This window comes from uncultured Ruminococcus sp., from assembly GCF_934476685.1.
Classification (GTDB): Bacteria; Bacillota; Clostridia; order Oscillospirales; family Ruminococcaceae; genus Hominimerdicola.
Genome location: NZ_CAKSNX010000008.1, coordinates 1 through 14,766, shown reverse-complemented (window position 1 = coordinate 14,766; position 14,766 = coordinate 1). Strand labels below are relative to the sequence as shown.

At 41.0% G+C, this 14,766-nt stretch carries 8 protein-coding genes; 2 read left to right on the top strand and 6 right to left on the bottom strand.

Annotated features, from left to right (window positions below; genetic code table 11):
- The 6 genes from urtC to Q0E19_RS08520 all read right to left on the bottom strand — a co-directional run bounded on the left by urtC (position 1) and on the right by Q0E19_RS08520 (position 7,790).
- Positions 1–1,113 (bottom strand): urea ABC transporter permease subunit UrtC, encoded by a 1,113-nt coding sequence (urtC, locus tag Q0E19_RS08545; protein WP_294408878.1) that lies wholly within the window; start codon positions 1,111–1,113, stop codon positions 1–3.
- Between the two features lie 17 nt (positions 1,114–1,130).
- Entirely contained in the window at positions 1,131–2,036 is a 906-nt protein-coding gene (gene urtB / locus Q0E19_RS08540; protein ID WP_294408876.1) for an urea ABC transporter permease subunit UrtB, read from the bottom strand.
- Between the two features lie 97 nt (positions 2,037–2,133).
- On the bottom strand, positions 2,134–3,375 hold the full coding sequence (urtA, locus tag Q0E19_RS08535) for an urea ABC transporter substrate-binding protein (RefSeq protein ID WP_365904884.1): 1,242 nt from the start codon (positions 3,373–3,375) through the stop codon (positions 2,134–2,136).
- A 153-nt stretch (positions 3,376–3,528) separates the two neighbouring features.
- Positions 3,529–4,221, bottom strand: a complete 693-nt coding sequence (locus Q0E19_RS08530; protein WP_294408872.1) for a cytidylate kinase-like family protein — start codon at positions 4,219–4,221, stop codon at positions 3,529–3,531.
- A gap of 90 nt (positions 4,222–4,311) precedes the next feature.
- Complete coding sequence (locus Q0E19_RS08525; RefSeq protein WP_294408871.1) at positions 4,312–5,070, bottom strand: response regulator; 759 nt, start codon at positions 5,068–5,070, stop codon at positions 4,312–4,314.
- Between the two features lie 5 nt (positions 5,071–5,075).
- Entirely contained in the window at positions 5,076–7,790 is a 2,715-nt protein-coding gene (locus tag Q0E19_RS08520; RefSeq protein ID WP_294408869.1) for a response regulator, read from the bottom strand.
- 347 nt (positions 7,791–8,137) lie between these two features.
- Between Q0E19_RS08520 and Q0E19_RS08515 the strand changes: the two genes are divergently transcribed.
- Positions 8,138–10,054: a leucine-rich repeat domain-containing protein gene (locus Q0E19_RS08515; protein ID WP_294408867.1), complete on the top strand. Its 1,917-nt coding sequence runs from the start codon at positions 8,138–8,140 to the stop codon at positions 10,052–10,054.
- A 165-nt stretch (positions 10,055–10,219) separates the two neighbouring features.
- Positions 10,220–14,581 (top strand): hypothetical protein, encoded by a 4,362-nt coding sequence (locus Q0E19_RS08510; RefSeq protein WP_294408865.1) that lies wholly within the window; start codon positions 10,220–10,222, stop codon positions 14,579–14,581.
- Positions 14,582–14,766 lie beyond the last annotated feature (185 nt).

The following is a 14,766-nucleotide window of genomic DNA, read 5'->3' as shown; positions in this document are numbered from 1 at the left end:
CTATGCCGCCTCCTTTACCTTTGTATCCTTGCCCTTTGCCTTTATCCTGCGGAAAAGTGCAGGCAGCTGTTCGCTGACAATGCCTACTATACCGCTCTTGAAGAAGATTATCGTTACGCAGAATACAGCGCCGATGATGTACTGCCATATCTCAACCATACTGCCTGAGCTGAGGTTGTATTCACAGAGGTTGATAAGGAATGCGCCGATAACAGCACCGATTATCGTACCTCTTCCGCCTACGGCTACCCATATCACCATTGTGATAGAATAGGATATCGTCATCTGTGACGGAGTGATGCTGCCGTTGAAGTTTACGAAAACTGCTCCTGCGATACCTGCGAAAGCTGCTGAAAGAACATAAATGAAGTTCTTGAATGCGCTTACCTTGTATCCCGAAAAATAAGTTCTGTTCTCGCCGTCCCTTATAGCGATAAGCAGCTTGCCGAACTTGCGGCTGACGAGAAATCTTGAAAGTGCGAATATCAGCGTCATAAGAATAAGAGCGAGATAATAAAGCTTGAACATTTCAGTCCTGTGGAGATTGCCCTTTATGCTGCCGAAGATAGTCTTTATCTCGGTTATTCCTACGTTTCCGTTGGTGTATGTTGAAAGAGCAATGAAGATCGAATATGCCGCCCATGTAAGAGCCTGCGAGATGATCGAGAAGTATACACCCTTAACTCTGTTCTTGAAAATGAAGTAGCCGATAATAAATGCCACAACAGACGGAACAGCTATGATAAGGATAAGAGTCAGCGCAAATGAGTTGAAAGGTTTCCATATGAGCGGAAGTTCTTCAAGTCCGCCGATGTGCATAAAGTCGGTTATCTTTCCGCCGGTTTCCTGAAGTTTCAGATACATCGCCATGCAGTATCCGCCGAGGGCAAAATAAAGTCCGTGACCAAGGCTGAGTATTCCCGTATAACCCCAGATAAGATCAATACCCATTGCAGCTATGGCGAAAGCCATGCATTTTCCGAGGAACAATACCGTTGATGAACCCGAAAGCATTCCGGCATTGAGAAGTAAAGGCATTATTCCGAGGACGGCAGCTATTATGAGAAAGCTTACCGCAGCCCCACGCTTTTTAAAGAACCTGCTGAGTTTCATAAACCAGAACACCTCCCTTATTCGTCAAGATTTCTGCTCTTGATAACGAAAAGTCCCTGCGGACGCTTCTGCAAAAAGATTATAACTATGAGCAGAACGATAGCTTTTGCGATAGTTGATGAAGTATAGTTCTCTGTGAAAATGCTTGCCGAGCCGATTATTACAGATCCGATGACCGTGCCGAGGAGCTTGCCTACACCGCCGAGGACTACTGCCATAAAGCTGTTTACGATATAGCTCTGACCTACCGTTGAGTCGATAGAGCCGAGAAGAGCTACGGAACAGCCTGCAATGCCTGCAAGACCTGAGCCGATAGCAAAGGTGATGTTATCCACCTTTCGTGAGTTTATGCCCATGCATTTAGCCATTGTTCTGTTCTGCATAACGGCTCTCATCTGCTTGCCGAAGTTTGATCTGTACATAATGAACCATACCAGCAGCAGACAGAGCGCCACAAGAAGAATGATGAAAAGTCTGTTGTATGAGAATGTGCAGCCGCCGATCTTTATACCGCCGTTAAGGAAAGACGGCGCAGTAACGTTCACTCCCTGTGTGCCGAAAATACTTCGTGCCGCCTGCTGTAAGATAAGACTTATTCCCCAGGTAGCCAGTAAGCTGTCAATTTCCCGCCCGTACAGCCGAGAGATTATGAACCTTTCAAGCAGGCTTCCGAGAATGAATGTCACTGCAAATGCAGCGGGTATTGCTATGAAATAGTAAATATCACGAATGCTTTCGGGACAGTATTTAACGAATATCTGCTGAACAACATAGGTCGTGTATGCGCCTATCATAACGAACTCGCCGTGCGCCATATTGATAACACGCATAAGTCCGAAAGTTATCGCAAGACCCAGTGAGGTCAGAAGTATGATAGAACTAAGGCTCACGCCGTTGAAAAGGGTGTTTATAAAACGATCCATAGATTTTTGCCACGTCCTTTCGTTCCTGAATATTGCACAGCCTCATAAAAGGCTGTGCAATAAAGGTACTTATAGAGGATTGATTATTATGCTGAAATTACTCAAGCGGCTGGATGCCTGCCTTGACTGCCCAGTCATATGTTGAAAGATATGGGTCAGGAGCAACAGGGTCAGTAGCGTAAACTTCATTGATAAGTCCGTCCTCGCCGACCTGTCCGATCCTAACTGGCTTTACAAGGTGGTGATTGTCGCCCTGTATAGTAACTGTACCCTCCGGTGCGTCAAATGAGATCTCGCCTGTTTCAACTGCCTTGATAACGTCCTCCGGTTCAAAGCTGTCTGCCTTTTCGCAGGCTTCCTTCCAGAGATAAACTGCGTCATATGCAGCCTCGGCAGGGTCTGATGTAACTCTGTTCTCACCGTAAGCTTCCTTGTATGCTGTTACAAAATCCTTGTTCTTATCTGTGTCAGTTGTCTGATAATAGTTCCATGATACCATGTGACCTTTAAGAATGTCAGCACCGATAGTTGCTACCTCTTCCTCTGCGATAGAGAATGACATCGTCATATATTCATTGCTTGTGTAGTTCTTTTCAGACATCTGCTTGAAGAATGAAACGTTGCCTGTTCCGTTGAGGGTGTTGATGATAACGTCAGGCTTTGCTGCCTCGATCTTTGAAATGATAGCCGCAAAATCTGTCTGATCCATATCAGCGTATTCCTCGCCGACTACCTCTGCACCCTTTGCTTCAAGCTGAGCGTTGATTATCATATTTGCTGTTCTTGGAAAAACGTAGTCTGAACCCAGCAGGAAGAACTTCTTATACCCCTGATCGAGAAGATAGTCGATAGCAGGAACGATCTGCTGGTTAGGTGCTGCTCCTGTATAAACGATGTTCGATGAGCTTTCCATACCCTCATACTGTACAGGATACCAGAGCAGTGAGCCGTATTCCTCAACGATAGGCTTTACTGCCTTTCTCGATGATGAAGTCCAGCAGCCGAAGATAGTTGAAACGCCCTCGCTGTCGATAAGCTTTTCAGCCTTTGTTGCGAATGTTGAAGGCTCGGAAGCACCGTCCTCTTCAACATACTCGATCTGCTTGCCGTTTACACCGCCTGCTTCGTTGATCTCCTTGATAGCAAGCACCTCTGCATCTCTTACGGACTTTTCACTGATAGCCATTGAACCTGTCAGCGAGTGGAGAAGTCCGACCTTTACTGTATCGCCGTCACCGCTGTCTGAGCTTTCATTGTTTCCGCAGGCTGTGAACATTGCCGCTGTCATAGCTGCCACCGAAAGCACCGCTAAAAACTTCTTCATTCTTACCTTTTTCATAGTATTTTCCTCCAATTCATTTTACTTTTTACTTTCACTTTTTCCTAGCAAATAAAAAATTGGTCCTCTGCCTAGTCTGAACTCTTGCCAAATGCAGATAAACCAACTTCATTGTTGTGATATTCTGTTTTTATCTCTCTTATCTTTCTTATCTTAATACAATCCAAGCTGTCTGAGAGCCTTTTCATTTTCAGCCGTACCCTTTTTCTCAAGGATATCATCGCCAAGCTTGATCTTCAGATATTGGATAATAAGCTCTGTGCATTTTTCCATTCCGATACGGTCGGAATTAAGCGTCATATCATAAAGCACTGGGTTCGTCCAGGTTTCGCCGCCTGTGTAATATTTGTAGTAATCGGCTCTGTACCTGTCCGTCTGATAGATCATCTTGTGTGCTTCCTCTTCTGTTACGCCAAGCCTTTCGATAACGTTCTTCACACAAAACGCTCTCGGCGCTTCAATGTAAACGCTGACAGTGTTGTCATAATCACGCAGCAGGTGATTTGCGCATTTTCCAATGATGATGCAGGATTGCTGCCTGCCAAGCTCCTTGATTATCTTTGCCTGAATGTTGTAAAGATTTACGTCAGAAATGAAGCTTTTGTCCGTCGGTTCGACGATATCGTCCTTGTTGGCGGATTTCATAAGCCGCTTGATAAGGTGATAACCTCTCAGCTTTTCGTCCACCTGAAAGAACAGGTCCTTGTTTATCCCGCTGTAATTTGAAGCCATACTGAGTATCTGACTTTCATAACATGGGATACCCAGCTGCTTTGAAAGCGCAAGCCCTATCTGCTTTCCGCCGCTTCCGAAGCCTCTTGCAATGGTTATAACGAAATTGTCCATTTCTATCACCTCCTGTGCTTATAGTATAGCACAGGGAGGGTGAGATAAAAACATAAAAAATCAGAGAAAATCCTATATTTTTCAGTCAAGTCATATCTGCTGCCTGTATTGAGCAGGGGAGATACCCGTTGTTTCCTTGAAAACCTTTGTGAAATAATCTGCGCTTGAATAACCAAGTTCTTCACTTATCTCATAGGCTTTCAGACCGCTTTGCCACAGCAGTTCTTTGGCATATTCTATCTTGACAAGTGTGCTGAACCTGCTGAAACTTTCGCCTATATGGCGGCGGAACATCTTTCCGAAATAATCACGGCTGAAACCGAAATGCTCTGCCGCCTGTTCCACCGATATATCACGGCAGCTTGTGTTTGAAAAATATGTGCATATATCCTGCGTAAAGCTGTCGTCATTGCTCCTGCCCACAGCTTGCAGAGCGGACAGCACATAGTCTGCGCATACGTTCTGACTTTGCTGCTCTGCAAGCTTTTCCTTTACCCTTGCAAGCATACTTCCAAGCTTTTCTTCGTTCACAGGCTTTAAAAGATAATCGAACGCCCCCAGCACAAGCCCTTTTCTCGCATACTCGAACTCGTCATATGAGCTTATAAAAGCCACGCATACATTTATGCCAAGCTCGTTTATCTTTTCCAGCAGCTCGATCCCGTCAATAAATGGCATTCTTATATCCGTCAGCACAAGGTCAAAATCTTCGCTTTTGACCGCCGCAAGAGCGTCCCTGCCGTTGGAAACTTCCTTTGTTATAACAAAACCGCTGTCTTTCCATACTGACATTCTTGAATATATAAAGCGCATATCTGCGTCGTCCTCCGCTAAAAGTATCTTATACATATTACTCACCTCCATAAGTCCTCAGACTGTGAAATGCTGAGAAGATCGTATCTGTTTATGTATTCTTCAAGCTGTCTGAATTTTGTCTTATTCATACGCTCCTTAAACTCTGCCCTGTGCTGCTGAAAATAATCAGCCGCCGAGATATCGAATTTTCCGCATAGTTCAAGAAATTCTTTTACAAGCTGAGAATTTTGTTCATGCTCTGTTTTCTGTTCAGTCGAATCCTCACTGAGCTGTAAAAACTCTGTCATCTTGCCGACCGCAAGCCGCCATTGATCCTTAAAGTCAGCCGTGTCCGAATTTTGCGGCTGTTCAGATTTCAGTACACCGCTGAGATCCTTTGCACTTTCATAAAGCCTTTTGCAGCAAAGATTTCCCGAAAGTCCTATAACATCATGCAGTATTATCCTTGCGTTCATATAGTTCCCAGCCTCTATGTGCTGACATATGTATTCGCAGTCGCTTTTGTGGTCATCAAGAAACCTCTTTATTATATCGAACAGAATAGTCTTGCTGCCGCCCAGTGAATCAAGACAGGCTACGCAGTCAAAGACCTCATCACCTTGCTTTTCAGTACTTTTCGGCATTGCCCTGCTTATATGCAGATGCTTGTGTATCATCTTTCTGAGATCATCGGGGCGGAAAGGCTTTGATATGTAACCGTCCATTCCTGCCTCATAAGCTTTCTGATCTATCCCCGATACAACGTCAGCAGTGAGTGCGATAATTGGCGTAAGACCAAAGTCAGCCATCTCCCTTATGCGCCTTGCAGTTTCATAGCCGTCCATATCAGGCATATGCAGGTCAAGCAATATCATATCGGGACGGTGAGTGCGGCAATACTCAATGGCTTTCATTCCGCTTTCCGCCGTGTCTGTCTGCAATCCGTATGTGCATAGTATCTCACGCTCTATGTCAAGGTTCACCCTGTTGTCGTCCACAAGAAGAATAAGTGCACTCTCTTCGACATTACCGCCGACAGTATCATCATATCTCTGCTCTTCCGTTGGCTGTGCAGTTTCAAACGGCATAATGAACGAAAAACTTGAACCCTCACCCAGCTGAGATGATACCTCTATCCGGTATTTTCCGCCGCTTGCCGCCTTGACGATAGACTGTGATATAGGCAGTCCAAGACCTGTTCCGCCGTGACGTCTTGTTACACCTGCGTCACTCTGAATGAACGGCTCAAAAATGCTTTCAAGCTTGTCCTGCGGTATGCCTTCGCCCGAATCTGTAACGCAGAATCTTACGGCAGTGCTTTTCCCTCTTGTTTCCTCACATTGACAACTCAGCACAACTTCTCCTCTGTCTGTGAATTTTACCGCATTGCCGAGAAGATTTACAAGTACCTGTCTGAGCCGTAACGGGTCGCCGCTGACATATGAGGGGATATCTCCCGATATATCCAGCCGCAGAGCAATGCCCTTTGAAATAGCTGCGCTCTCCATTATGGAATATGTGTCGCTTATTAACTTCACAAGGTCAAAATCAGTGTATTCAAGCTGTAAATTGCCCGATTCTATCTTTGAAAAATCAAGAACATTGTTTATCAGCCCCAAAAGATTTTCCGAGGCGGTGTTTATGTTCGTGCAGTACCGCTGCTGTACATCACTAAGCTGTGTGCTTGAAAGCATATACAAATAACCGGTTATGGCATTAAGCGGAGTCCTCAGCTCATGGCTCATCTGCGCCAGAAAATCACTTTTTGCGCTGTTGGCTCTGTCCGCCTCGTCCTTTGCCTGCCGCATCTGCTCCTCTGCGGTTTCACGCTTTTTCAGCTCGTTTTGCAGCGTCTGCGAAAGCCTGTTGAAAAGCTCTCCAAATCTGAAAAGTTCGTATGCTCCCTTTGGCGATACCCTTACGTTGGATAGGTCTGGTTCAGCTGAATTTTCTGCACTTCGCTGTGAAAGGCTTTCGGAATAATCGTTTATCGGTCTTACATAAAGCTGCTCAAAAACTATAAGTACAATGCCGATTATCACAAGAACGCTTGCGGAGCATATAAGCTGAATAAGCGAAGCCGTTTCACGTCCTGCTGCAGCATTTTCGACCTCAGCGTCCAGCCGCTTGTTAAGGGCATGACGGAAACGCTCGATAGGGGACATTATCATAGTTTTTGAGTCGTTGTAAAAGCTGTCATACAGTATCTCACGGGAGCGTTCTTTCATCTCCTGCGGACTAAGTCCGACGTATTGTTCGGGCAGCTGAGTGCTTTCCACAAGTGCGATGTATTCAGCCATTCTGCCGTTTTCCATATCCTTGTACTGCTCCGAATTTATCCCCTCGGCAGTCAGCATAAGCTTCATTGAAACTGTTTCAGTCTTGATAAGAGTATCGGAATATTTTTTCGCCTCAGCCAGCAGCGCAGATTCATTTTCGGGCGGATCAAGCGCCGAAAGGCTGTTTATAACACGGTCACGGGTCTTTTCCTCACGGACTTCATACCAGTAATTATAAAGGTGTTCCACATCTCCCGTAACGGAAAATTTCCTTGCCTCGTCCGTAAGATAGTCGGAAGCGTCAGCAAGCTCCTGCCCCAGATCGGAAAGCTCGCCACGATTCACCTGAGCCGCATTTTCATGGCTTATGCAGTCGGTCATATACCTGCTGCTTATAAGCGTCAGCACAGTTATGAGCAGAAAAACGATCACAGCGCAAATCGTGATATTGCGGCTTTTGAGCATTAAGCGCCGCCTTTTCTTTTCACGAGCCATAGCCTCACCACCCCTAAAAAAGTAAAAAACGCCCCGTGAAAGAACACGGAGCGTCATTGCCCATTAAAATATTGCTTGATAATTATATCACATTTTTACAGTTTAGTCAAGATGTGAGCAGTTTCATGCGGCAAACTTTTTGTTATATGCTGCTTATATACTATTATAATAGGGAAGTATCGTCAGGGGTAAAACTGTAACGGATCATTTTTGAATTAGTATTAAATTCAAAACATTTGTGAAACTGCCACAAAATCACAGAGAAAATTTATCCATTAAAAAGTGTTGACAAAATAAATATATGTTGTAAAATTATAATATAATAGTTTGTATTAGGGGGAAACCATATGAAAAAGATATTAGCTACAGCGTTGGCATTTGCACTAACTTTAGGAATATTTGCTCTCCCAGTAACTGATAGCGGTGTCTGCATAACAGATAAATTTGCAATATCGGCTATTGCAAAAACTTATGGAAAGTTTGAATATAAAGAACTAGATGATGGAACTATTGAAATAGTAAAGTATTCAGGAAATGCTAGTTATGTCGATATTCCGAGTACTATTGATGAAAAGCCTGTAACAAGTATTGGAAATAGTGCGTTCGCTAGTCGTTCTAATCTTACATATGTAAATATTCCTAGCAGCGTAACAAATATTAAAAGTTGTGCTTTCTATTGTTCTTTTAATCTTGTGAGTGTAACTATTTCAAGCAATGTAACTAACATTGGAAGTTCTGCTTTTTCCCTCTGTAATAGTCTTAAAAATATAAGTGTAAATTCCGATAATGAAATTTATACATCTGAAGATGGAGTATTATTTAACAAGAATAAAACAACACTCATACAATATCCTCTTGGCAATGACAGAACATCATATATTATCCCCAGCAGTGTAACAACTATTAGCGAAGAAGCATTTAATAGATGTAACAAATTAACAAACATAACGATTCCAAATAGTGTGACAAACATTGGTAATCAGGCTTTTGCTCAATGTTCAAGGTTAACAAACATAAATATTCCAGACAGTATCACTTGTATTGGTAAGTCTACTTTTTCATACTGTAAGAGTTTAACAAACATAATCATTCCAGATAGTGTTGCAATAATTGACAATTATGCTTTTTATAAATGTATAGGATTAACTAGTGTTATTATTCCAGATAGTGTTACAAGCATTGGTAACCATGCGTTTGACTACTGCACAGGCTTAAAAGATATAACTATTTCAAATAATGTTACGGATATTGAAGAAGCTTTTATGAACTGCGTAAGTTTAAAAAACGTAACTCTCCCCAAAAGCATTACAGTGATTGGCACTTCTGCTTTTGAAGGGTGTACAAATTTAACGAGTATAGTTATTCCAGATGGCGTTAAAGTTATCAATATGAAATCTTTTTATAAATGTTCAAGTTTATCGAGTATTATCATTCCGGATAGTGTAACATATATTTATTATAGCGCTTTTCAATATTGCGATTTTTTAGGTAATATTTACTATACAGGAACAGAATCTGAGTGGAGAAATATAAGTATTGCAAACGGAAATGATCCAATAGATAAAGCTACTATTCAATATAATTGGGTAGATAATACGAAAGAAAAACTCTCCTCTTGCACAATCTCACTTCCAACAGCAACTCAGTACTTTCGTGGTACAAGAATAAAACCTGTTGTCACTGTTAAAAACGGCTCGGAAACATTAAAAAGCGGAACAGATTATAAGGCTGTATATTCAAATAACCTCTCTGTTGGCACAGCTACCGTTACTATTATTGGTATTGGCAAGTACACAGGCAGTGTGACTAAAACATATGATATAATTCAACGTTCTATAAATAACTGTGATGTCATGCTTGATTCCGATATTTACAGCTTCAATGGCACAAGAATCAAGCCGTCCGTAAAAGTATACTGCAACGGCACAGAAATGTACAACGGCAACTACACAGTCGCATACAGCAACAACCTCTCCGCAGGCACAGCAACTATCACTCTCACAGGTAAGAAAAATCTCAAGGGTACAGTTACAAAAACCTTCAAGATCAACCCTAGAAATATCGCTAACTGCACTATAAGCCTTACCAAAAATTCAGCTAACAAATATCAGCCGAACGTAGCTGTAAAGATAGGTTCAAACACTATCTTTAACGGCAACTACACCGTAAAATACGTTACATCGGCTGACAAGAAAACAGTCAAAGTAACTATCACAGGCAAGGGAAATCTCGCTGGCACAGTTACAAAAACTTATACAGTTTAACACCTAATATTCTTTAGCGGAGCTGACTTTCAGTTCCGCTATTTTTATGCGTATTATTATATGTTACTTGTCTTTTAAATGATAAATTGTATTGATTTTTGTCGGAATAAGTGGTATAATTGTTATGGATAATTTCCAAAAAAATAAAAGTATGGAGGAAAAATTATGAAGAAACGCATTGTCAGCATTCTGACCAGTATGCTGATGGTCTTTAGTTTGTCTGCGTATGTTCCTGCTGTCGGTGCAGGGGCAGAAACTGCGGCAAATGAAAGCACAGATGGCGTATCAATGGACAACAGTCAAGTGTCTGTTGAGGGAACAAATTCGTTCGGCAATATGCTGACCGACACACTCAGCGAAAAAATTGACGAACAGCAGGAAAATAACGGCTATAACGTATTTTCTGTTGAAATGACTGACACAAAAACTGCTCAGGTCAAATTTGAAACTTTGCAGGACTGCACACTGCTTGTGGGAATTTATGACGAAAGCGGCGAAAAAATGCTTGCGTCAGGCAGTACAGAAGTAACAGCCGGTGAAAAGAACACAACTGTGGAGATCGAAACAGATGAAATGCCCCAGTATTTTTATGTAAGAGCATTTCTGGTAGATACCGAATGCCTGCGTCCGCTCTGTACGGCGTATAGATCTCCGAATTATACTCAGAGAATGCAGGAGTTTTTCGCCAAGACTACTGACGATTTCGATGCAGAAAAAGTATACAATTTCGACGATGACAAGAAAAATAACTTTGCAGTTTATAGTGATGATACCATTATTATCACAAAGCAGGACGGCGTAAATGAAGTTGTTACCGCCGATGATGAGAATAATAATTATGTTATTGAAAATGCCGACAGCTCGATAACATCTCTTAAAACAGGAGATACATTCGCCTATGAATATGGTGACGGCAATGTTCTCATAGTAAAAGTTGCCAACATTCAGATCAGCGGCACAACTGTAACTATTACAGGCGAAGATACCTCGCTTGATGAAGTCTTTGAGTATGTGAAAATTGATACTGAACAGGATACATCAGAATGTGAATATGATCCGTCTACCGCCGGAGATGGCGTTACATATGTTGAAAATGACGAGAATGAAAGTGAGATCCAGACGTATTCAGTTGACAAAACAGGAGAAGCAACATTAAAAAAGCATTTTGATATATATAAATATGAGCCTTCTGAAGTAGAAGATGGACATGGTAAACTTAGTATATCTGTTAATGGCGGAATTGATTTATCTGTTACGGCTTCAATAAAATTATACATAGATTGGTCAGATTCGTATTTAGAGGTCAATCTTGGAACAACTGCAGAGATTAAGCTTACAATAGAAGGAAAAGGCAGGCTTTCATTCCCATTAGGAACTTTCAAGTTTATGCCTGTTGCAGGTATTGATATAACTATTGTACCGTCAGTAGTTTTTGACTGCGATATAACCATTGAATTGAGCGGAAAGCTAACTGCATCTTTTGGATTTAAAGTATCAAAAGATGGTATGGAGAATATTTCGGAATCTCCGCATTTAGAAGTTGAGGTAAAGGCAGAGGGTTATGTATTTATAGGTATATCTATTGAGCCTGAAATTTCTTTGATAAGCAAAAAAATAGCCGATGCTGAACTCTCGGGAACATCTGGTGTTAAAATAATCGGTTCAATTTCAACCGATTATAAGTGGGGAAAGTATTCAGAACGACATGATTGTGCCAGCTGTATAAGCGGTAATGCTTCTGCTGAAATAGCATTTTCATTTTCAGCATCTATATTACAAGTGAAAAAATTAACATTCGAAATTTCAGCCACTAAGGAGTTCCCGATAGGTGAATACTATTATTCATTGCAATATCGTGATTTTGGTTGGGGTGAATGCCCTCATAAAAGCTATAACACAACTATCGTAGTATATGATCCTTTTTATCCTGTTTCTGATGCAGATGTCGAAATTGACTACAAATCATATAAAGCAAATAAGCAAGGTAAAGTGAATATATTCCTTAAAAAAGGCGAACATAAAATTTATGCAGATAAATCTATGAAAGGAATGTATTACGGAACATTTAAAGTTGATGATAATAAAAACACTATAAGAATAAATCTTGGTCAATCTCTTGCATCAGGCATTTTGCGAAATGTAAAAGATGCCTTTATTGATGATTATTTCAGTGCGGCAATAACCAATGATAATGTTTTATATACATGGGGAGATAGCAGCCTTGGTCATCTTGGTGTGAAAGATCCGAAAAGTAATACCCCTGGAAAAGTAGAGTTTGATAATTCTGATGATGTTAAAACAGGTGTAAAAACTGTAAGTCATAATGGTCTTTACACAACAGCAGCCGTAACTGATGACGGTGGATTATATGTATGGGGAGTTGATACAGTTCTAGGTGAATCTTTGGGCAGCTATACTGATACTCCTGAAAAAGTCATGGATAATGTTAAAGATGCAATATGTGCTGGTGGCAGTGACACTTTTGTTATAGTATTGAAAAATGATGGAAATGTATGTTCATTTGGAAGCAATGACAATGGTCAGCTGGGCAATGGTTCATCTGACAGCGTTTTGCCGGAAGATGCACAAAGTATTCTTGGTAATGTGAAGGAAATAAGCGTTCATAATCGCACCTGTGCTGCTATAACTAATGATAATGAATTGTATACTTGGGGACGCAACTATGGCGGTCAGGTAGGTAATGGCAAAGATGACGACTGTAATAAGCCTGTGAAAATTCTTGAAAATGTAAAGTCAATAAGCTTAGGCGACGGTTTCAGCGCAGCTATAACATATGATAATGAACTGTATATGTGGGGTCTAAATTCACATGGTCAATTAGGAAATGGCAGCAAAAGTTCAACTAATAAACCGGAATTGATTAAGAACAATATATCTATGGTAGATTTGGGCTATGACTATTCTGCAGCAATAGATACAAAGGGAAACTTGTATACATGGGGCAATAATTATTATGGTCAGTTAGGCACTAAAAATAATGCTGATAGTTTGACTCCGGTGAAAATACTGAATAATGTAAACTACGTTTCACTTGGATCAAACCATTCTGGAGCCATTACCAAAGATAATGAATTATATACATGGGGCAACAATCAATTTGGCGAGCTTGGTGATAAAACAATTACTGCTCGTAATGAGCCAGTAAAAGTCGCTGATAACGTAAAGTATATTTCTATGGGTTCTCATACAAGTTTAGCCATATCACTTGATGATACATTATATACATGGGGAAATAATAGCTATGGTTTCTATCTTGGTGACGGAACAAGAACCGACAGAAATGCTATACCAACTATTGATAAGCCGAAAACAGGATCCACAATTTCCACCCAGAATATCGAAACAGACAGCACAGGAATTTCATTGACTGCTGCTGATGAAATGCTTATAAAAGAGCCTGTCATTAATGACGGCACAGCAAGCTTTGATGAGCTTTTGCCCGATGAGATTTATAATATTTATGCAATGAGATCGGCTGAAAGTGAAGAACTTCTTGGCTCTGATAATCTGCTTTATATAACTCAGGCTGTATCCGATGAAAACGGAAAGCTTACTGTGAAATATGGATTTACAGACAGCTGTGATGATCCGCAGTGGGTAGCTGTACCTATAAAGCAGGACGATATTTCAAATGCGGGAATAACAATGGACGATATAACCTATAACGACGAGATACAGTATGTTTCACCAATAATAACTTTTAATGGCAAAACACTTACCGAGGATAAGGACTATTATTTGGACGGAGATTATGCTGCAATGGCTGTCGGCGAATATACCGTAACAGCACACGGCAAAGGACTTTACAAAGGCACTATAAGCAAAACATATAAAGTCACCTGCCCGATATCAGAATGCAGTATAGAACTCAGCTCAGAAACAAGCTATTTCAGAGGCATAAGAATAAAGCCTGTTGTAAAGATCATGAATGGTGAAACTGCTCTTAAACAGGGAACAGATTATACAGTTTCTTACTTTGATAATCTCTCAGTAGGAACGGCAAGAGTTGTAATAACAGGAAAAGGATATTACACAGGAACTACCGAGAAAACATTTGAGATAGTTCAGCGTTCGATCGCAAACTGTCAGGTAGAACTTAGTGCCGAGAACTATTACTTTAATGGTAAGAGATTCAAGCCAACAGTAAAGGTATTCTGCAACGGCACAGAAATGTACAGCGGAAACTACACAGTAACATACAGCAATAACCTCTCCGCAGGCACAGCAACAATTACTCTCACAGGTAAGAAAAACCTCAAAGGCACAGTTACAAAGACTTTTAAGATCAATCCTAGAAATATAGGAAACTGTACTGTTGAACTGACAAAGAACTCAGCTAACAAATATCAGCCGACAGTAGCTGTAAAGATAGGTTCAAATGCTGTATACAGCGGTAACTACACCGTAAAATACGTTACATCAGCTGACAAGAAAATTGTCAAGGTAACACTTACAGGCAAGGGTAATCTTGCAGGAACGACTACTAAAACTTATACAGTGGCTTAACATTTCTATCTGCAAATTTAAACAATAAGATAAGCCCCGACAATTATTTAAAAGATTGTCGGGGCTTTTTGCTGAGTATAAAAGAATTGTACAAAATCAACAATAAAAATTGTGTATTGTCACCCCCAAATAGTACAGAAATTATTTAGCCGAATGGGAAGCTTTGAATTGAACAGGAGAGAGAT